Origin of the sequence: Anaerocolumna sp. AGMB13020, assembly GCF_033100115.1 — a bacterium.
GTDB lineage: Bacteria > Bacillota > Clostridia > Lachnospirales > Lachnospiraceae > Anaerocolumna.
Genome location: NZ_CP136910.1, coordinates 3645972 through 3667309 on the forward strand (window position 1 = coordinate 3645972; position 21338 = coordinate 3667309).

At 39.4% G+C, this 21338-nt stretch carries 15 protein-coding genes; 12 read left to right on the forward strand and 3 right to left on the reverse strand.

All coding sequences use genetic code 11. From position 1 onward, the window contains the following. Positions 1-50 precede the first annotated feature (50 nt). The 4 genes from R2R35_RS15140 to R2R35_RS15155 all read left to right on the forward strand — a co-directional run bounded on the left by R2R35_RS15140 (position 51) and on the right by R2R35_RS15155 (position 5135). Entirely contained in the window at positions 51-1247 is a 1197-nt protein-coding gene (locus R2R35_RS15140; RefSeq protein ID WP_317730659.1) for a BMP family lipoprotein, read from the forward strand. A gap of 136 nt (positions 1248-1383) precedes the next feature. Further along, positions 1384-2925: an ABC transporter ATP-binding protein gene (locus R2R35_RS15145; RefSeq protein WP_317730660.1), complete on the forward strand. Its 1542-nt coding sequence runs from the start codon at positions 1384-1386 to the stop codon at positions 2923-2925. Between the two features lie 153 nt (positions 2926-3078). Beyond that, positions 3079-4182, forward strand: coding sequence for an ABC transporter permease (locus R2R35_RS15150; protein ID WP_317730661.1), 1104 nt, complete (start codon positions 3079-3081; stop codon positions 4180-4182). Then, positions 4182-5135 carry an ABC transporter permease gene (locus R2R35_RS15155; RefSeq protein WP_317730662.1) on the forward strand — a complete coding sequence of 318 codons (954 nt, stop codon included), beginning with the start codon at positions 4182-4184 and terminating at the stop codon, positions 5133-5135. Before R2R35_RS15150 ends, R2R35_RS15155 begins: the two co-directional genes overlap by 1 nt. 685 nt (positions 5136-5820) lie before the next feature. Here R2R35_RS15155 and R2R35_RS15160 read toward each other — a convergent pair. The 3 genes from R2R35_RS15160 to R2R35_RS15170 all read right to left on the reverse strand — a co-directional run bounded on the left by R2R35_RS15160 (position 5821) and on the right by R2R35_RS15170 (position 11542). Then, entirely contained in the window at positions 5821-8073 is a 2253-nt protein-coding gene (locus tag R2R35_RS15160; RefSeq protein WP_317730663.1) for a DNA gyrase/topoisomerase IV subunit A, read from the reverse strand. Between the two features lie 598 nt (positions 8074-8671). Next, positions 8672-10603 carry a DNA gyrase/topoisomerase IV subunit B gene (locus R2R35_RS15165; protein ID WP_317730664.1) on the reverse strand — a complete coding sequence of 644 codons (1932 nt, stop codon included), beginning with the start codon at positions 10601-10603 and terminating at the stop codon, positions 8672-8674. A 234-nt stretch (positions 10604-10837) separates the two neighbouring features. Continuing rightward, entirely contained in the window at positions 10838-11542 is a 705-nt protein-coding gene (locus R2R35_RS15170; protein WP_317730665.1) for a TrmB family transcriptional regulator, read from the reverse strand. A gap of 405 nt (positions 11543-11947) precedes the next feature. On the opposite strand from R2R35_RS15170, the gene R2R35_RS15175 reads away from it, so the two are divergent. From R2R35_RS15175 to fliW, 8 genes are all read left to right on the forward strand, one after another. Then, entirely contained in the window at positions 11948-12634 is a 687-nt protein-coding gene (locus R2R35_RS15175; RefSeq protein ID WP_317730666.1) for a PHP domain-containing protein, read from the forward strand. Positions 12635-12820: 186 nt separating this feature from the next. Then, on the forward strand, positions 12821-14086 hold the full coding sequence (locus R2R35_RS15180; RefSeq protein WP_317730667.1) for a diaminopimelate decarboxylase: 1266 nt from the start codon (positions 12821-12823) through the stop codon (positions 14084-14086). A gap of 615 nt (positions 14087-14701) precedes the next feature. Next, a complete protein-coding gene (gene flgM / locus R2R35_RS15185; RefSeq protein ID WP_317730668.1) occupies positions 14702-14980 on the forward strand; it encodes a flagellar biosynthesis anti-sigma factor FlgM in 279 nt (92 codons plus the stop codon). A gap of 24 nt (positions 14981-15004) precedes the next feature. Further along, positions 15005-15520, forward strand: coding sequence for a flagellar protein FlgN (locus R2R35_RS15190; RefSeq protein ID WP_317730669.1), 516 nt, complete (start codon positions 15005-15007; stop codon positions 15518-15520). Between the two features lie 45 nt (positions 15521-15565). Continuing rightward, positions 15566-17422: a flagellar hook-associated protein FlgK gene (gene flgK / locus R2R35_RS15195; RefSeq protein WP_317730670.1), complete on the forward strand. Its 1857-nt coding sequence runs from the start codon at positions 15566-15568 to the stop codon at positions 17420-17422. Positions 17423-17438: 16 nt separating this feature from the next. Further along, the gene (gene flgK, locus R2R35_RS15200) at positions 17439-19241 is read left to right on the forward strand and encodes a flagellar hook-associated protein FlgK (RefSeq protein WP_317730671.1); all 1803 of its coding nucleotides are present in this window, start codon (positions 17439-17441) and stop codon (positions 19239-19241) included. A 126-nt stretch (positions 19242-19367) separates the two neighbouring features. After that, a complete protein-coding gene (gene flgL / locus R2R35_RS15205; protein WP_317730672.1) occupies positions 19368-20816 on the forward strand; it encodes a flagellar hook-associated protein FlgL in 1449 nt (482 codons plus the stop codon). Positions 20817-20877: 61 nt separating this feature from the next. Then, a complete protein-coding gene (gene fliW, locus R2R35_RS15210; protein ID WP_317730673.1) occupies positions 20878-21336 on the forward strand; it encodes a flagellar assembly protein FliW in 459 nt (152 codons plus the stop codon). Positions 21337-21338: the final 2 nt, after the last annotated feature.

The window sequence follows — 21338 nt, forward strand, 5'->3', positions numbered from 1 at the left end:
CTGATTTAAGAAAAGTTTTCAAAAACATATTTTTAGGGAGGAATGAAAAAATGAAATTATTTAAAAAAGCATTAAGTATTGCTTTAGCCATGACGTTAGTATTCTCATTAGCAGCATGTGGCTCAAAGAACAACAATGGCAATAACACTGGTTCTACCGGAGAAACAACACCTACTACTGAAGCTACAACAGAAGCAACACCTGAAGCAACTGACAATTCCGGTTCTGACACTTATGAAATCGCTCTGATTACCGATATCGGTACCATCGATGACAAGTCCTTTAACCAGGGATCCTGGGAAGGTGTTGAAGCTTATGCAAAAGAAAACAACAAGACTTACAAATACTACAAACCTACTGAGAAATCCGATGAAGCTTACCTGACAAGCATTGATCTTGCAGTAAAAGCTGGTGCAAAACTTATTGTTTGCCCCGGATACCTTTTCGAAGTACCTGTTCATACAGCACAGACAAAATATCCTGAAGTAAAATTCATCATCTTAGATGGTGTTCCTCACGCTGGTGACTATACTCCTGATATTGCTTCCAACTCCTACTCCATTTTCTATGCTGAGCAGGAAGCTGGTTTCCTTGCTGGTTATGCAATCGTAAAAGAAGGCAACACAAAGTTAGGTTTCATGGGTGGTATTGCTGTTCCTGCGGTTATCCGTTATGGTTACGGATTTGTACAGGGTGCTGAGTATGCAGCAAAAGAGTTAGGTCTTGCTGCTGGCAGCGTTGACGTTAAATACACTTATGTTGGTAATTTTGATGCTACACCTGACAATCAGGCAAAAGCAGCTTCCTGGTATAATGAAGGAACGGAAGTAATCTTTGCTTGCGGTGGTGCTGTTGGTAACTCTGTTATGAAGGCTGCTGAAGCTGCAGGAGCAAAAGTAATCGGTGTTGACGTTGATCAGTCTACCGAGTCTGATACAGTTATCACTTCTTCTATGAAGAACTTAAAGAAATCCGTATATGATGCATTAGCAACATATTATGCAAATGCATTCCCCGGCGGAACTTCTGTAACACTTGATGCTACAACAGAAGGTGTTGAGCTTCCTATGGATACTTCCAAATTTACAAAGTTCACAGCTGATGATTATGCAGCAATTTATGATAAGATTGTTAAGAAAGAAGTTACTATCTTAAATGACACAACAGCAGTTGGTTCTGACGGTGCAGCTATTGCAGATGCAAGCGGTCTTCCTGTTGAAAGTGTAAAGGTTGAAGTAGTTAAGTAATTAACGCATAAAGACTATTTATATATAAGCTGTTATAAGTTTTTAACCGAAGAAAACGAAAGTTCAACTTATATAACAATGAGGGTACCTATTAGTTTAAGTACCCTCATTTTTAAAGAAAGCTTAGGAGGACTGTATGGAATATGTCATTGAAATGAATCATATCACGAAAGAGTTCGGTAATTTTAAAGCTCTTGATGATGTAACGCTGCGAGTTAAAAAAGGAGAAGTTCATGCTCTTCTTGGCGAGAACGGAGCAGGAAAATCTACATTAATGAGCGTTTTATTTGGTTTATATCAAGCGGAGCAGGGAGAGATTAAAATAAACGGCAAAACCGTTAAGATTAACAATCCCAATGATGCCAATAATCTTAATATCGGCATGGTACATCAGCATTTTAAACTGGTGCATAATTTCACAGTCCTGGAAAGTATCGTTTTAGGCCGGGAGACCGTAAAGGGCGGCTTCCTTAAGATGGATGAGGCCAGAAAAAAGATTGTAGAGTTAAGCGAACATTATAAACTAAAAATAGACCCCGATTCCTATATCTCAGATATTACTGTAGGTATGCAGCAAAGAGTAGAGATCCTTAAGATGCTCTACCTGGATAACGAAATTCTGATTTTTGATGAGCCCACTGCTGTATTAACTCCTCAGGAAATCGATGAATTGATGAAGATAATGAAGAATTTAGTAGACGAAGGCAAATCTATTATATTCATTTCACATAAATTAAATGAAATCAAAGCGGTAGCCAATCGCTGTTCTGTATTGCGCAAAGGCAAATACATCGGAACCATTGATGTAGAAACTGCCACCAAAGAGACCATGTCAGAGATGATGGTTGGCCGTAAGCTTAGTTTCAACCTTGAAAAAGCGGAAGAGAAGTTAGGAAATGTAACCTTAAAAGTAGAAGGGCTCTCTGTTAGTTCAAAAACTTCTCATAAGAAAGTCGTCAATGACGTTTCTTTCGAAGTGAAGAAAGGTGAAATTGTTTGTATTGCGGGAATTGATGGAAATGGACAGTCTGAACTTGTATATGGTATTACCGGACTTATGCCAATACAATCCGGTAAGGTATCATTAAACGGTAAGGATATCACAAAGGACTCCATCAGAAAAAGATGTTTGGCAGGTATGGCACATATACCGGAAGACAGACACAAACATGGCTTAGTTCTTGATTATACCCTTCAGCAGAATGCTGTACTTCAGACTTACTTTGAACAAAGATTTCAAAAAGCGGGTTTTATCCGTTTTGATGCCATTAGAGAATATGCAAGAAAACTGATTAAGCAATATGATATCAGAAGCTCTCAGGACGAAGAATCCACAACCAGAGGCATGTCAGGCGGTAACCAGCAGAAAGTTATCATTGCCAGGGAACTTGACAGGGACCCGGATATCGTACTTGCCGTACAGCCTACCAGAGGACTTGATATCGGTGCTACGGAATATATACACAAACAGCTGATAAAACAAAGGGATAACGGAAAGGCTGTATTGTTGGTTTCTCTGGAATTAGATGAAGTTATGGATGTCAGTGACCGTATTCTTGTAATGTATGAAGGTGAGATTGTTGCTGATCTTAATCCGAAAGAGGTAACGGTACAGGAACTTGGACTCTATATGTCCGGCTCCAAAAGAAAAATCGCAAATGAAAAGCCGGGTGCTTAATTCTTGTTATGAAACAGTTATTAAGGGATAACGTTACAGAGGTTGTCTGTTTGCGAACCTGTAGCTGTCTAATAGACGGTATCCGTTAAACCGCTTAAGTTATTTTCGGATATTGAGATAAGAATTATGCCAAGAGCAGGAAAGAGGATATATATGAAGAAGCGGAAATTTATGTTAAGCAAGGGCGGCAAGGATTTTATTGCATCCATTATAGCAATTGCTGCCGGACTTCTTATCGGATTGATCATATTGCTTTTTAGTAATTCCAAGCAGGCTTTCCCGGCTTTCGGAATGATACTAAAGGGAGGATTTACCGATGGTCTGGTGGGCATTGCACAGGTATTTTATCTGTCCACACCCATTATACTGACTGGTTTATCCGTAGGCTTTGCCTTTAAAACAGGACTTTTCAACATAGGTTCCTCCGGTCAGTTTACCTGCGGAGCTTTTGCAGCAGTTTACATTGGTGTAAAATGGACCTTTTTACCCGGTGAGATTCACTGGGTGGTAGCACTTATCGGAGCTCTGATAGCCGGAGCTTTATGGGGAATGGTACCCGGAATCTTAAAAGCAGTTGCAAATGTTAATGAAGTAATTACTTCTATTATGATGAATTATATTGGTATGTATCTGGTAAATATCTTAATCGTTAAGTATGTATACGATCCTATTAAGAGTCAGTCTGTACCTGTTGCCAAAACAGCAATTATACCCAAAGCCGGACTGGATAAGTTATTCCAATCCAATAATATAAATATCAGTATATTTATTGCTATCTTAGCTGTTATTGTCATTTATATTGTATTAAACAAAACAACCTTTGGTTTTGAGCTGAAAGCCTGCGGTTTAAGTCCCGACGCCAGCCGTTATGCCGGAATCAATGCAAAACGAAATATTATCTTATCCATGACCATAGCCGGAGCGCTCTCCGGACTTGGCGGAGGTCTTCTCTACCTTGCTGGTTCCGGTAAGTATATGCAGGTTCTGGATGTACTTGCTCCTCAGGGTTTTAATGGTATATCCGTAGCGCTCCTTGGTATGTCCAATCCCATCGGTATACTGTTTGCAGGACTTTTTATCGGACATATTACGGTAGGTGGAAACAATATACAGCTCTATGATTTCGTGCCTGAGATCGTAGATATTATTATCGCTACTATTATATACTTTGGTGCTTTTGCTTTGCTAATAAAGAGTATCATCGGCAAAATAAGAAGAAAACCTTCTGAGACAGCCCCAGTAAAGGAGGAAAAATAATGGATATTTTATATTTTATCGTACAACAGACCATGTTTTTCGCAATTCCTCTCTTAATCGTGGCTTTAGGAGGAATGTTCTCCGAACGAAGCGGTGTGGTTAACATTGCATTGGAAGGTATTATGGTTATGGGCGGATTCTTTGGTATCGGCTTCATTCATATCTTTGAGTCCAGGATGAGCGGACAGCTCCTTCTGCTACTGGCATTATTGGTAGCAGCCATTTCAGGGGGTATATTCTCTCTGCTACATGCGTTCGCATCTATTAATCTGAAAGCTGATCAGACCATCAGTGGTACTGCCTTGAATTTATTTGCACCGGCTTTTGTAGTATTCGTAGCCAGAATGCTTCAGGGTGTACAGCAGATACAGTTTAAAGATACGTTTCATATGAATAAGGTTCCGTTTCTGGGAGATATTCCATTTATTGGTCCGTTATTATTTAGAAATGCCTATATTACAACATATATCGGATTAGGAATTGCTATTGTGGCAGGTATTGTTATCAACAAGACCAAATTCGGTTTAAGACTGAGAGCTTGTGGCGAGCATCCCCAGGCAGCAGATTCTGTAGGTATCAATGTTTACAAAATTCGTTATGCCGGTGTGGTGATTTCCGGTGCGTTAGCCGGTATAGGTGGATTGGTATTTATCGTACCGACCTCCACAAATTTTAATGCCAGTGTTGCTGGTTATGGTTTCCTTGCACTTGCAGTACTGATCTTTGGTCAGTGGAGAACGAACAAGATTATTGCAGCTGCTTTTTTCTTTGGTATCATGAAGACGTTTGCTTCCGCTTATTCTGTTGTTCCGGTATTAAAGACTCTTCCTATTTCCACGGAAGTGTATAAGATGATTCCTTATATTGCGACTCTTGTTATTCTTGCTTTCTCTTCCAGGAATTCACAGGCACCTAAGGCAGAAGGAATTCCTTATGATAAAGGTAGCAGGTAAGAGAGCGATTTCAGTACCGGAGTGTGTTTAGAAACTTATTTCACGTGCTGAATACTGTTAGACCAAAGGATAGTTGTATTTAAGATAGAGCTGAATAAAATAACCGCCAGGTTTTAAATATGGAGCTAATAACAATTGTCAGACATATTGTATGTGTCTGATGAAAGATGTTAACTTCGGGTTTAAAAATGGCGGTTTTTTTTGGTGTATTTTAGAATTGATTTTAGAGGCAGAAGAGGAGGTTTTCACAAGGGGACGGCGAGTTACGCAAAACAGAAAGAACTCATGCTTCCATTCCAAGGCATAAGAAGTCCTATTTCTCTGATGATTTTGTGCTTGGCATATTATAAAACTGATAACTCGCTTCGCTCAAACAATCAGTTTTATAATATAGCACGAAATCTTCAGAGAAAAGGTCTTCTAATGCCTTTCCATAGGCGCATTCGTTCTTTCTGTTTTGCGTAACTCTCCTGAAATCATATGGAAGCTTGGGTTTTTGACAGTCAGAAAGTAGAGATAAATATAAAGGTTCTATAATAAATGTTGGGTGCAATGAAACACATTCCTGGTATTTATTACAGAACCTGTTTTGGTAAATTTTAACGGGTATACAGCGTTTGTATACCCGTTGAGTTTTATTGTATGCATTGATATTTTGCTTTAACTTCGTAGGATACAATAACATTTATTTTTCTAGCTGCGCCTTCTGTCCTTTTTGTGCTCTCTTTCTTAGGCGGACTTTCTTGATACATAATTCTTTATCTTTGTATAGGAAATATTCTTCCGTTGATTTGGGGATGGCAGTTAAGACAACGGAATCACCTTTTTCAAGTTCGATGGATTTGACACCTCTGCCGGTTTTCTTCATTTCAGGTATTTCCTCTAACTGGAAGCCTAAGGAGGCACCTTTCTCTGTCAGAAGGATAACTTTTGAATCTTTTGCCAGCACTTCACTGGCTGATAACATGATGATACTTACAATTTCATCTCCTGTTTCCAGTTTCGTAGCGGAGATCGTTGAGCGAATAGTCTCAAACTCTATTCCGGATACCAGTTTTATAAAGCCGGCTTTGGTTGAAAATACTAATTGTGACTCAAAGAGCTGTTCGAAGGAGGTATATAAGAGGATGTTTTCTTTGTCTACCTTGCATAGTGTATGAATCAGAGCACCTTTATCCTTGATCTTGCACTTGGGTATCTGAGATACTTTGACCTGATGCATATTACCTTCGGCGGTAAAAAGGCAGAGCTTGTCCGTATTTTTGCAAAGGATTATGTTGGGATATTCTTTTATGGTATCCTCTGAAAGCCTCGTATAGGAGACGGAATCTATGGATTTGGTATAGCCGAACCGGTCTATTAGGATGTATAGGTCTTCAATTTTTACTTCTTCCACATAATCTACGTTTGCGATAGAGGATAGCTGTGTTCTTCTTGGTATGTTAAAGGTCTTTTTATATTCCTTTAGGGTGGTCTTAATTACCCTGTACAATTCTGCTTTGTCGTTTAGGATAAGCTTGTAATTTTCTATACTATTTCTTAAGGAATCATTTTCCTCATGCAGTTTAAGTATTTCCAGCCCGATTAATCGGCTTAATGGCATGGCAAGTATTGCCTCCGCCTGACGTTCTGTAAAGTCAAGGGTTTTAGCCTGTTTTTCGGAGGCCTTGGACTTGAACTTGATATCTGTAATGTCTCCGGAGATTAGACAGGCTTTGGCTTGTCCGATAGAAGAGCTGCCTCTCAGTATTTCTATTATCAGGTCTATTACATCCGTAGCACGAATTAAACCGTCTACAATCTCCAGCCTGTTTTCTGTCTTTGCCAGGAGATGTTCATACTCTTTAGTATAAAGCTCTTCCTGAAATACAATAAATTCCTTCAGCATGGCTTTTAAGGAGAAGACCATAGGCTGCTGCTCCTTTACAGCCAGCATATTGACGCCGTAAGTGTCTTCCATCAGAGTCTTCTTATATAATCCGTTAAGCAGATTTTCCGTATCCCGGTCTTTCTTAACTTCGATTACCACACGAATTCCTTCTTTGGAAGATTCATCTCTTACATCATAGATTTCATCAAAAACTTTGTCTTTCATAAGGATAACCAGATTTTCGACCAGTTTGGTCTTATTGCCGGCTACAGTATAGGGAATCTCTGTGATTATGATATTCTTACGGCCGTTTTCTCCGTTTTCAATTTCCGTGGCGGAACGAAGACGAATTTTTCCTTCTCCGGTTTCATAGATGTTACGGATATCTTCCTGGTTTATAATAATGCCGCCCGTAGGGAAATCAGGGCCGGGTATATATTTCATTAATTTATCAAGGGTGATTTCAGGGTTGTCCAGATATGCGATGGCACCGTCTATTACCTCTGCCGGGTTATGGGGTGGTATGTTCGTTGCCATACCTACAGCAATTCCGGTAGAGCCGTTGATTAAAAGATTCGGAATCATTGCCGGCAGTACCACTGGTTCCTTCTCGCTGTCATCAAAGTTGGGAATAAAGGGTACCAGCCCCTTTTCCAGATGGTCAAGCATTGTCATGGCGCCATCAGATAACCTGGCTTCTGTATAACGCATTGCCGCACTTCCGTCACCGTCAATGGAGCCAAAGTTTCCATGGCCGTCTACTAAAGGTATGGACATGGAATAATCCTCTGTCATTCTAACCAGTGCATCATAAATAGAACTGTCGCCGTGGGGGTGGTATTTACCCATGGTATCACCTACGATACGGGCGCTTTTACGATGGGGTTTCTGCGGGTCCAGGCCCAGCTCCTTCATAGCATATAATATTCTTCTTTGTACCGGCTTCAAGCCGTCCCTGACATCGGGAAGTGCTCTTGCGATAATTACGCTTATGGCATAATCTCTAAAGGAATTGCGCATTTCCTCCGAATAGTCAAGCTGTATGATATTTTCCGTTGTTTCTTTCATGTGTATACCCATTGTCTATCGCATATAGGCTGCGATACTGCCACAAATCAAATGAGTGAAAGAATCTTAGCGTGGCAGCCTTTCTAATAAATTTTCCTTCACTTCTGGCGACATGATGCCGCGTTTTCTGTTACCGATAGGACTCCTGAAAAAGTCAGAGGCTGAATTCTCTGAGCTTATTTGGGCTTTTTCTGCGTGAAGATGTCCTTTCTTCATACCAATACCCATTCGCGTCTAGGTGTAGTTCTATAAATATGGATTTTGTCTTCCAATTTCCATACCACGCCCCTTGCATGCTGTATCTGCTTGCAGATTCAGAATTATCTCTAACTAGTCTGAGAGTTTATAAACAACTCTCAGTATTCGCATTTTCTTCGTTTAGATATCTAGCATTTAGATATCTAGCTTTAGATATCTAGTTTTATATATCTAGCGTATATATATATCTAGCGTTTATATATCTAGCGTTTATATATCTAGTTTTATATATCTAGCGTTTATATATCTAGTTTTATATATCTAGCTTTAGATATCTAGCATTTAAATATCTAGCGTTTAAATATCTAGCGCTTATATATCTACCTTATATATCTAGTTTCTATATATCAAGCTTCGCATATTTTGCTTCTTCCATGATGAAATTTCTTCTGGGAGGAACGTTATTACTCATAAGGAGGGAGGTAATTTCATCTGCTTCCATGGTATCACTGATGGTAACCTGCGCAAGTACACGGGTATCCGGGTTTAGTGTGGTTTCCCAGAGCTGAGAAGCATCCATTTCACCAAGTCCTTTATAGCGCTGCAGAGCTATTATTTTATTTTCTTTTATTTTTCTGAATTTCTCCAGCTCGAAATCATTAAAGAGATATTCTGATTGTTTCTTTTTCTTATTTTTTAAGGTAGTTTCGTAGTCCACCTTGTATAAAGGCGGCAACCCTCTGTAAATCTTTCCTTCCAAAATCAATTCAGGCATAAACCGGTAAAAGAAAGTCATAAGGAGTGTACTGATATGTGCCCCGTCCACGTCTGCATCGGTTAAGATGATTATCTTGCCATAACGCAATTTGTTGATATCAAAATCATCTCCGATCCCGCAGCCAAAGGAGGCAATCATGGATTTGATCTCATTGTTTACTAAGATCTTCTCCAAAGAGGATTTCTCTACGTTTAAGATTTTACCTCTTAATGGAAGCACGGCCTGAGTACGTCTGTCTCTGGCAGTTTTTACAGTTCCGCCGGCGGAATCACCTTCTACGATATATACTTCGCATTCCTCTGCTTTTTTGGAGGAACAGGAGGCCAGCTTAGTCTTGGCATCTGAATCGGAAAGTTGTTTTAATACTGCAAGTCTTGCTTTGTCTCCGGCTTTTCGGGCATTGTAGGATTTCATGGAATTATCAATAATGCGTTTTAAAACTTCTATATTTTTATCAAAGTATCTCTGGACCTCAGTGGAAAAGACATCATCTACAGCACTTTTAGCGTCTGTATTGCCGAGCTTTGTTTTTGTCTGGCCCTCAAACTGAGGGTCTGGATGTTTGATGGATATAATTGCCACCAGGCCATTACGGATATCCTTTCCGTCCAGATTTTCGTCCTTATCCTTTAAGGTACCAAGTTCTCTGGCATACTGATTAATTACTCTGGTTAAGGCTGTCTTAAAACCGGTAACCAGGGTTCCGCCATCAACGACATTAATACGGTTGCAGTAGGCGTTAATCTGCTCATTATAAGACTGGGTATACTGAAAAGCTACTTCCACTTCGATGTCTCCGTTCTGACCTGAAAGATAGACAGGCTCTTCGTGGAGAATTTCCGTGTCACGATTTAAATAAGCCACAAAGCTTTTGATGCCGAACTCTTCCTGGTAAGTTACATCTTCTCCGGTATTCTCATCCTGAAAACGGATATAAAGATTTTTATTTAAATAAGCAACTTCTTTTAGTTTTTTCTTTATGGTATCGGCTTTGAATTCTACAGTTTCAAATATGGTATCATCAGGGTAGAAGGTCACCTGGGTTCCGGTATCGCTTTTATTGCATTTCCCGACAACCGGAAGATAACCATCTACCAGTTCCGTGACAGGATGTCCTCCGTTTTGGTATTCGTCCTGATAAATTTTTCCGTCCTGATGAATTTCAACGATCATACGCTTTGACAAGGCGTTAACAACGGAAGCACCTACACCATGCAGTCCTCCGGATACTTTATAGGCCGTACCGCCGAACTTGCCGCCGGCATGTAATATGGTATATACCACACGGGCGGTTGGAATATGTTTGGTGGGATGGATGTCAACTGGAACACCACGTCCGTTGTCCCGTAATGTAATTCCGCCATCCTTTTTCAGTGTTACATGTATCTGCGTGCAGTAACCTCCAAGGTGCTCATCTATGCCGTTATCAAGGATTTCCCATATAAGATGGTGAAGGCCTCTGGAGCCGGTACTGCCGATATACATACCAGGGCGCTTTCTTACAGCCTCCAAACCTTCAAGGACTACTATCTGACTGCCGGTATATTGTTCCATACATTTATTTCCTTTCGTAAATCAATCAATTATTTCTATTCTAACATATTTTAAGGGGAAAATCCATAATTTCTATACCTGTAAGGTATCAGACCCTGCTGAATTTAAGGTGAGAGGACTCTTTTAGAAGCGTATGTTAAGGAGTATAATGCATTTAATCAGAATTTAAACATTGGGATAAAAAAAGAAACAACCGGATATAAGTCATTTCTTCTTTGAATGAAAGCATACATATTAGTTCTTAAGGGATTGTTCTGCCATCTGAATCAGTGTTATCTCGTTCTGCAGCATCTCTTTGAATACGTCCACCAGATTCTGATTCTTTGAATACAGGCAGGTTGAGAACTCTTTATCATTTACTTCGCCCGTCAGGACTTTGTAGGAATCTACAATTAAACGGACCTGACAGTTAACCTGTTCTTTTCCGTATATAATGGCACCTTCCAGCTTTAGTGGCTTATCCGTTAGGATAACAACCTTGATATCTCGTGCCACGAGTTTTTTCAGGTCAGCTTCTATGAGCTCCAGAATATAGGAGGAGACGGACAGGTAAATACGCTTCTCACATTCCTCTAACATATTTCGGAGCTTGTTTAGAATATTTTCTTCCCCTTTAATTGTAATATAGCCATCGGTTTCTTTCTTTCTGGCGGGCATATTTTTGATAACCATTTCTCTTATACTGTCCAGATTGCGTATGATATTTCGGCTGAATTCTTCGAAAGGAACAGGGGTATATTTTGTTACATTGCCCTCCATAACATAAGCTGCCCCTTTTTCGACTATGCCGGCTAATGCATTATAGGTATTGGAGCGGGATATACCAGTCAGCTTGGCAACCTCATATCCGGTTAGTTCTCCGTTTACCTGCAGGGTCAGATAGATGGTAGATTCCTGCCTGGTAAGCCCGAAATGTATTAATTGTTCAACTAACTCCATCCTGGTATCCTTTCTATACTTCTTGTGAATTAATTCTTTTTGGTGTAATCTTTTGGTGTTATGGTATCTATAGTATACATTACTCAGGCAGTTAACGATGGAATTCTTTGCAGTGATTGACACCTAACAGAATTCCATAACATGTATTACCTGGTAAATATAACAGCAATACCTCAGTTGGTTATAAAAAGTATATACTTGATGCAATTAAAAGTAAATACAGATTTCCATAGAATTATTATTCCCTGGTGTTATGCATGAAAAGAACTGTTATTTTCATTACAATGGAGATATACTAATCAAAGGAAAGAAATCAACAATTTTTAAACAGCTTTCGTTTGAATGGAAGTTAGCAGCAGTGGAGCCTATTTACATAGGATGACAGAAGGAAAGGTATGAAAAACCATGAAATTATATAAATATGATACCCATGTTCACACGAGAGAAGGAAGTGCCTGTGCGGATTTTAGCGGCAGGGAACAGGCGAGGTTATATAAAAAACTTGGGTATGACGGAATAATTATTACAGATCATTTTTATAATGGGAATACGGCCGTATCTAGAAAACTATCCTGGGAACAGTGGGTGAATGGTTTTATGAAAGGCTATGAAGAGGCATTAAAGGAAGGAAATGAAATAGGACTTTCTGTTTTTTTTGGATGGGAAGAGAGTATAAAAGGCATGGATTTCTTAATTTATGGATTGGGTAAGCAGTGGCTTCTTGAAAACCGTGATATTCTGTACCTGGATCTGCAAACCCATTACCAGAAGATTAAGGAAAGCGGAGGATTTGTAGTTCATGCGCACCCTTACAGAAACCGCAGGCTTTTGACGGACTTAAAACCAGTGCCTGAACTGGCAGATGCTGTAGAGATCATGAACGGAGGAAATAAAGAAGCCCTGTTCAATCAATTAGGGGAGGAGTACGCGGCTAAGTGGGAGAAGCCTGTGACAGGCGGTTCCGATGCACATCACAAAAGAGATAGGCACGGCGGGATACTCGTAGCGGCTCCCTTCGAATCAATACAGGATTATATGGCGGTGGTTGAGGAGCGAAAAATAGAAGAAATCATTCCATTTGCGGTAAAATAATAAATATTGAGAATCTTTCTCAAATAATTAACCTTTTAAGGCTATTAACATATTGACAAGTGCCATCTGATATAATATAGTGTTCCTTATATGAAATAACATTTTGCAGAGCGTTTCCAAAACGCCAATAGCAGGTAATAGGTAACTTAGAGGTACAGGCAATTTATGTGGAAAGGATGAAGCCGTATGAAAAAAACCTTTGTGACGAAAGAGCAATTGCAGGAAATTGTAAAAGAGTATCCCACACCTTTTCATCTCTATGATGAAAAAGGTATCAGAGAGAATGCCAGAAAGCTGAAGCAGGCTTTTGCCTGGAATAAGGGCTTTAAAGAATATTTTGCAGTAAAAGCAACTCCCAATCCATTTATTTTAAAAATATTACAGGAGGAAGGCTGCGGAGCTGACTGCTCCTCCATGACAGAACTTATGATGTCAGATGCCCTGGGGTTTACAGATTCTGACATTATGTTTTCATCAAATACCACACCTCCGGAAGAATATATAAAAGCGAAGGAGTTAAATGCTATTATCAATCTGGATGATTTTACCCATATTGATTTTCTGGATAAGCTCGGGGGAATACCGGAGACAATCTGCTGCCGTTATAATCCCGGAGGTGTCTTCACCATCAGTAATGGTATAATGGATAACCCCGGTGATGCCAAATACGGGTTTACAAAAGAGCAGCTTATTGAAGGCTTTAAGAAGCTGAAAGGTCTTGGTGCCAAGCATTTTGGTATCCACTCCTTCCTTGCCAGCAATACCGTTACCAATGAATACTATCCGGTTCTTGCGAAAATAATGTTTGAGCTGGCGGTCGAGTTAAAGGAAAAGACCGGAGCAGATATTAAATTCATTAACCTCTCAGGTGGTGTGGGTATCCCCTATCGACCGGAACAGGAGCCTAATGATATTTTGGTAATCGGTGAAGGCGTAAGAAAAGCTTTTGAAGAGGTAATGGTACCTGCGGGTATGGAGGAGGTAGCTATCTTTACAGAGCTTGGCCGTTTCATGCTTGCTCCATACGGTCATCTTGTGACAACTGCCATTCATGAGAAGCATATTTATAAGGAATATATCGGTCTTGATGCATGTGCGGTAGATCTTATGAGACCTGCTATGTACGGTGCATACCACCATCTGACAGTAATGGGTAAAGAGAATGAACCTTGCGATTACAAATATGATATCACCGGTTCACTATGCGAAAACAATGATAAATTTGCGGTAGACCGTATGCTTCCCAAGATTGATATAGGTGATTTTGTTGTCATTCATGATACAGGTGCTCATGGTTATGCCATGGGATATAATTATAATGGTAAATTAAAATCAGCAGAGCTTTTACTGCAGGAGGATGGTTCTGTTAAATTAATCAGAAGGAAAGAAACGCCGAAGGATTATTTCAGTACCTTTGATTTCTGTGATATCTTAAAGGATATGAAGTATTAAAAGTAAGAATAGTAAAAGAAAAACTTAATAGACATAAATAATTGTCAGTAAAGTAAATGATTAGAGACAGGGTTTGGCATAGGTCAGATCCTGTCTTTTTGAGTATAAAAAAACGGCTGCTTAAGTAAAGCTGTCAAGCTGAGTCAGATGACTTTACTTGCTATCTGCTCTGACTATAGCTGAACATTATACGCATTATATCCTGCTGCAGACAAGGTATACAACAGCAGGTCAATATATAATTGCAAATGTATAAAAGGCAACAGGAAAATGAAATAGTGCTCCGTTAATAATGTTTTATCAAATAGCCATATACCTGTTAAATTTTGTTTCAGTCTATAAATGCGATCAATTATAGATAAATTGTATATAATATAATAGACAGACAGTTTGAGATTACTTAACCGTCGCATATAATTTTCTTGTCTTGCCCTGGTATTATGTGGATTAAAAAAGATTGAAAGGAAGCCGTCAGATATAGGATATTTCTAAGGAAACATCTATATAAAAGCCTGATAACGATAAAAAAATTCAATTTGCTCTTAATATAATAGGTCATACGTCCGATAAATATAACATGATAAGCATACAGTAATTAGACAGGTGGTGAATAAAATGAGAATTGATGCATATAACAAAATTTCACAAGTGTATCAGACCAATAACATACAAAAGACTTCCAAAAGCGTAAATGCAGCTGGAAAAGATAAGCTGGAAATCTCAAATACAGCAAAGGACTACCAGACAGCGAAGCTGGCCCTTAGTCAGGCACCAGATGTCAGGGAAGATAAGGTAAAGGACATCAAAAACAAACTGCAATCCGGAGCATACAATGTAAACATGGAAGAAGTAGCTTCCCATATCCTGGACAGATACTTTGAGAAAACCATTTAATCCGTATTAGAAAGAGGTTGAGCTGTGGCTAGTTTGATTGAAGAATTAATCACAACATTAGACCATGAATGTGAGATCTATAAAGAGCTTCTCCCCATGGCAAGAGAGAAAACACAGATTATTGTAAAGAATGATTTAAATGCTCTTCACGCAATCACCGAGAAAGAGCAGCATTTGGCGGATGACATCAATGCCTTGGAGAAAAGGCGTGAAGAGATTATCAAAAATATTGGAGTTGTAGTCAGCAAAGATCCGGCAACCATAAATATCAAAGCGGTTATCCAGATGATGGACAAGCAGCCCGCAGAAAAGAACAAACTAATCGAAATTCATGACACTCTAAAAAGAACCGTTCAAATTCTTGTAGAAATTAATAATCATAACAAGTCGTTAATCCAACAATCCCTAGAGATGATAGAATTCAATATGAATTTTATACAGAGTACAAGGATGTCACCGGGGAATCACAGCTATAACAGAGGAGCATCTGAAGTGGACATGTCCGGTGGTCAGGCAGGGATGTTTGACGCGAAGCAGTAGAACACTTTAAAACAAGTGCAAATTTACTAAAGAAGGTGAAATCTTATGAGCTTATCAAGCAGTTTACAGGTAGGAGTATCTGGTCTTACCGCTAGTCAGAATGCATTAAATACAACCGCCCATAACCTGGCAAATGTCGGAACCAAGGGTTATACCAGACAGCAGGTGGTAATGGCGGATTTTGCTTACCAGAAGTGGGGTGTTAACCACATTTCCACACTTCAGACCGGCCTGGGTGTTAACATTGAAACTGTCCGGCAGGTCAGGAGTATCTTCTATGACAAATCCTATCGTACAGAGGTAGGACGTCAGGCCTTTTATGAGGCGCAGTATGAAAGTGTTCAGGAAGTAGAGAGCATGTTCGGTGAGTTGGAAGGTGTAGCATTTCAAGATTCGCTTAAGAATTTTTGGACCTCTATTCAGGAGTTGTCAAAGCAGCCGGATGCAATCGAAGTAAGAGCCACTCTTGTACAGAATGCTGAGAGTTTACTGGAAAGAGCAGACACCATATACAAGCAGCTGAATGAATACCAGCTGAATCTGAACAAACAGATATCGGATAAAGTTTCAAGGATAAATGAAATAGCTACCGGTATAAGTGATTTAAATAAAAGAATAAGTCAGTATGAAAGTAATGGCGTGGAAAATGCCAATGATTTAAGAGATGAGAGAAACAATCTTTTAGATGAGTTGGGCGGCTTGGTAAATATTACTTACAAAGAAAATTCAAATGGCGTAGTCACTGTTTCAGCAGAGGATATGCCATTGGTAACCGAAACCGGAACCAACAAAATGGGAGTTGCCAAGGTAAGTGATTCATCCGATTTTCTAAAACCGGTATGGGTAGCATTTAACACAGATGTATTTAATCTGGACAGGCCCAGTACCACTGAAAATCAATCAGATATAGGCTCCTTAAGAGGCCTCCTTGTAGCAAGAGGGTCAGAAAAAGCCAATTATACGGATATACCTGTTAAACCCGTAGAAGCGGATTATACAGATCAGAATCAATATAAAGCAGATCTGGCGGCGTATGAAGTAAAAGCAGCGGAATATAACAAAAATGTAAATGTATCTGTCATTATGACCACCCAAGCTCAGTTTGATCAATTGATACATGGTATGGTAACCGCCATAAATGACATTCTGTCTCCCAATAAAGAAATTGAGCAGGCCGTAATTGGCGGAGTGGTAACCGTTGATGCGGATGGTAATCAAATAGTAAAAGTCGGCGGAGATGTCGTAAAGGATGCCATTGTAAAGCCCGATGGCACCATTGTAAAGAAGATTAAGGTACTCGACGAAGAAAAAGCTCCTTATGGTATGGATATACCGGGTCATACACAAGGTGAAGCACTGTTTAATCGTAAATCCACGGAGAGATACAGTGAAGAATCCATACAGGTTTATGATGCAAGCGGAACGCTGCAGACCGTCACCGTCAAGAAATATAATGAAGAAGATCCATCCGATATATATTCCCTTTTTACACTGGGTGAGATTGAAATCAATTCAAATATAAAAAATAATTATTCAAAGATTCCGTTAAGCACCAGCAAAGAAGGCGACGAAGTCGATATGAAAACTGCCCAGGCTTTAATAGATCTCTGGAGTAAACCATTTGCTTCACTTTCTCCCAACAGCCTTGCAGTGAGTACCTTTAAGGATTATTATACGAATTTTACCGGTGAGCTTGCAACAAAAGGGGATGAGTTAAATACCATCAGTCAGAATCAGGCCATCATGGCACAGAATATTGATGATCAGCGACAGGCAATCATGGGGGTCTCTTCGGATGAAGAATTGACAAACCTTATAAAATTCCAACATGCCTATAATGCATCATCCAGATATATTACTGTTATCGATCAGATGCTGGAACATCTATTGACAAGACTATAAGAGAAGAGGTGGAAATATGCCGTCAACATTTTTTGGATTAAATATTGGAACGTCCGGGTTATATACATATCAGGCAGCTTTAAATACAACCTACCACAATATAACCAATACAGAGACAGACGGATATACAAGGCAGGTATTAAACCAGAAGGCAGCCGATGCAATCAGGGTTAATGGTTCTTATGGTATGGTAGGCGCTGGAGTTAATGCTACTAGTATCAGCCAGACAAGAGATGCCTATTACGACCTGAAATATCGCAAGAACAGTGCAGCCTTCGGCGAATACAGTGCGAAACAGTATTATGCAACGGAAATAGAAAATTATTTTAATGAGGTATCAGTGAAAGGTTTCACAACCTCTTATAACTCCGTATTTGACAGCTTACAGGAGCTTACAAAGAATCCGTCCAGTCTGACAACGAGGACACAGCTTGTAAACTATGCTAAGAATATGACGGAGTATTTCAACGGAATGGCAAATAGTCTCAAAAGTATTCAGGAAGAAAGTAATTTTGAGATTAAGACACAGGTAGATCGCATCAATTCACTGGGGCAGCAGATAGCAGGTGTAACAAAGCAGATTAATACACTGGAAGCCGGCGGCGGCTTTGCGAATGACTTAAGAGACCAGAGAAATGTTCTGGTGGATGAATTATCAAAGATAGTAAATGTGTCAGTCTCTGAAAATGTAGTGGGTCAGGGCGTTGGTGTTACCAGCTATATGGTAAAGATTGAAGGACAGATTCTTGTAAATTCAAATGATTATAATACTCTGAAGGTAGTACCAAGAGAAGATAAGATAAACCAGAATGATGCAGATGGATTATATGACATCCAATGGAGCAACGGAAATGATTTTGCTTTTCAGAACACTGTATCCGGTTCCTATCTTAATTCACTTTTCCTGGTGAGAGACGGAAATAATGGAGTATATCTCAATGGTACGGTAACCGGACGGGATACGACTGCAAATACCATAACACTTGAGAATAGCACAATCAATGATATAGCCAAATTAAATATACCAGAAAGCGGAAGCATAACAATAAATAACCGTGCATTTAGCTATAAGAGCTATACGGTAACTGAAACTGCCGGTAAATTATCTTATACTTTTGAGATGGAAGAGGATATATCTACGCTGCCAGATCCCACTGATCCAGCTAACGCAGCCTACTCCGCTGGAGTAGGTGAAAATGTGGCATATAAAGGAATTCCTTATTACATGAGTCAGCTGAATGAATTGGTTCGTACCTTTGCGATGGAATTCAATGCTGTTCACAAAAGTGGATACGATCTAAAAGGTGCTCAAGGTGTTAATTTCTTTGCAGCCAAGATGCCTGCGACGGGTGATGATTATAATCTGGATGACGCTTCCAATACTACGAAACCTGTTGTTGGATATCAGTACCTGACAGCAGCTAATTTTACTGTAGCCCAGGAGGTCTATAAGGACCCGTCAAAGATAGCAACGGCCGATGCAATAATAACAGATGGGGTGGAGAATAGTAAAAATGCCCAAAAACTGTTTGCATTAAAGGATAAAACTGCAATGTTTAAGCAGGGAACGCCGGCCTCCTATTTCCAAACCCTCGTTGCAGAGATAGGAATCGATTCAAAAAAAGCTACGGATAACGCTAGTAATCAGGAAGACATCCTGGATTTGGTCAAAAATCAGAGATTATCTGTTTCGGGAGTCGATATCGATGAAGAAGCGATGAATATGGTGAAATTTCAGAAGGCTTATAATCTTTCTGCAAAAGCAATTTCTGTAATGAATGAAATTTATGATAAATTGATCAACGACACCGGAGTATAAATTGCCTTAGTCTGAAAAGGCTGATTTGAAAAAATTGGCTGCTTTCTCATTAGGATTATGAGAATATCATAGTACTGATTTGACATTAGAGAGAGACTGTAAGGGTGAAATTGGAGGGATTTATAGATGCGAATTACAAATAAGATGATGACCAATAATATGATGTCTAACATCAATAAAAATAAAAATTTATTAAGCAAACTGGATGAACAGTATGCTACCGGAAAGAAAATTCAGCGTCCTTCCGAGGACCCTATCGTAGCGGTCAGAGCCTTAAAGTTAAGAACCAATCTGTCAGAGCTGAATCAATATTATGAAAAAAATATTCCGGATGCGAGATCCTGGATGAGTGTTACGGAAGAAGCTATGAAAAATATGAATGAAATCCTGACTAAGATTAATTCCAGCTGTGTTCAGGGGGCCACAGACTCTCTTACCGCTTCCGACCGTTCAAGTATTGTGGAAACTCTCGAAGAAATGAAAAAGCAGATATACCAGGAGGGAAACGCCAATTATGCCGGAAGGTATGTATTCACTGGATATAAGACGAATTCTGCTCTGAGTTTTGAAGAAGATACCGTAAACAGCTATACTATCAAAGAGAATTTTACAGGCGAAGATTTGAGCGCCATATCAAAAGTGACTTATGGAGTAGCAGGCGGTCCTGAAATCTCTGCTCCTAGTACTATAAATACCCATAGATTAAGGCTTTCCTATGATAATTTGGATACAGCAAGCCCTACAAGTATTACATATATCGATAAAGATGGTAATCCGGGAACAATTGCTGCTGCCAATATAGTAAGTGCCTCCATAAGTAATACAACCATTGATCCCTATTCCCCGGCAGCGGGTACTATAAATTATATTCCGGAAACCGGAGAGCTGATTCTCTCGGATTCGGTATATGCATCTTTGCAGGGAGCGCAGCAGATATCGGTTACTTATGGTAAGACAAATTTTGAAGCCGGGGATTTGAAACCGGAAAATTATTTTGATTGTACAGATAATACAAACAGTGTGAATTACACCGTGACTGATCAGCAGATACAGTATGAAATAAATTTCAACCAGAAACTAACCGTTAATACGCAGGCTAAGGATGCTTTTGACCACGGAATCGGAAGAGATATCGATGAAATCTTATCTGCAGTAAAAGACGTAGAGCTTACGGAAAGCAAATTAGCAGAAGTAAAGAAGCAATTGGAAGATAAAAGTCTAACACAGACACAAATAGATGCGTTAAAGATAACCCAGCAGAATTTAGAGACTGAATTTAAGCTAAAGACTAATATTATGCAGAGTAAATTCAATATTGGTATTCGTGGAAGCAGTAAAGCGCAGGATGGTTTGAATACAGCAATTGCTGATTTGGGAACACGAACTATAAGGTTGGATCTGACGGAAGACAGATTATCAAGCCAGCAAGTGGATTTTGAAGACCTAATGTCAAACAACGAAGATGCAGACATTGCAGAGACGTATATTAAGTTGAATTCAGCAGAGACTATTTACACGGCATCATTAAACGCAGCAGGAAAAGTGGTAAGAGCAAGTCTGCTGGATTTCCTGTAAGAAATGTAATAATGTATGAAAATGTAAAATGGTATATACAAGAGAAGGGAAGTAGCGAAAGATGTTGATAGCAACCAAATTTTTTGGTGAGATTGATCTTGAAGAAGATAAAATAATTGAATTTCCTCAAGGAATTATGGGATTTGAAGGAGTTCATAAATACACCTTGCTATATGATATCGAAGAGGGTGAACAGCCGCTGGTATCTTGGCTGCAATGTATAGAAGAACCGGGACTTGCTATTCCTGTTATGAATCCTCTTTCTATAAAAGAAGATTATAATCCGGTAATTGAGGATTCATTGTTAACATCCTTTGGTGTTATGAATGATGACAATACGCTGGTCCTGGTTACGGTAACAGTACCTGCAGACGCTACAAAAATGACAGTTAATCTTAAAGCACCGTTTATTATTAATACAGATACCTGTAAAGGGTGCCAGATAATTGTAGAAAACAATGACTACCCCGTTAAATATAATGTGTATGATGCCGTTCAGAACATGAAAGGGGAGAAATAAAT

Bases quoted from the DNA above. Each gene is read 5' to 3' on its own strand.
- R2R35_RS15160 (WP_317730663.1), bottom strand. From the start codon at position 8,073: ATGAAAGAAACAACGGAAAATATCATACAGCTTGACTATTCGGAGGAA.
- flgL (WP_317730672.1), top strand. From the start codon at position 19,368: ATGCGAATTACAAATAAGATGATGACCAATAATATGATGTCTAACATC.
- flgM (WP_317730668.1), top strand. From the start codon at position 14,702: ATGAGAATTGATGCATATAACAAAATTTCACAAGTGTATCAGACCAAT.
- R2R35_RS15145 (WP_317730660.1), top strand. From the start codon at position 1,384: ATGGAATATGTCATTGAAATGAATCATATCACGAAAGAGTTCGGTAAT.
- R2R35_RS15165 (WP_317730664.1), bottom strand. From the start codon at position 10,603: ATGGAACAATATACCGGCAGTCAGATAGTAGTCCTTGAAGGTTTGGAG.
- fliW (WP_317730673.1), top strand. From the start codon at position 20,878: ATGTTGATAGCAACCAAATTTTTTGGTGAGATTGATCTTGAAGAAGAT.
- R2R35_RS15170 (WP_317730665.1), bottom strand. From the start codon at position 11,542: ATGGAGTTAGTTGAACAATTAATACATTTCGGGCTTACCAGGCAGGAA.
- flgK (WP_317730671.1), top strand. From the start codon at position 17,439: ATGCCGTCAACATTTTTTGGATTAAATATTGGAACGTCCGGGTTATAT.
- R2R35_RS15150 (WP_317730661.1), top strand. From the start codon at position 3,079: ATGAAGAAGCGGAAATTTATGTTAAGCAAGGGCGGCAAGGATTTTATT.
- R2R35_RS15155 (WP_317730662.1), top strand. From the start codon at position 4,182: ATGGATATTTTATATTTTATCGTACAACAGACCATGTTTTTCGCAATT.
- flgK (WP_317730670.1), top strand. From the start codon at position 15,566: ATGAGCTTATCAAGCAGTTTACAGGTAGGAGTATCTGGTCTTACCGCT.
- R2R35_RS15175 (WP_317730666.1), top strand. From the start codon at position 11,948: ATGAAATTATATAAATATGATACCCATGTTCACACGAGAGAAGGAAGT.
- R2R35_RS15140 (WP_317730659.1), top strand. From the start codon at position 51: ATGAAATTATTTAAAAAAGCATTAAGTATTGCTTTAGCCATGACGTTA.
- R2R35_RS15180 (WP_317730667.1), top strand. From the start codon at position 12,821: ATGAAAAAAACCTTTGTGACGAAAGAGCAATTGCAGGAAATTGTAAAA.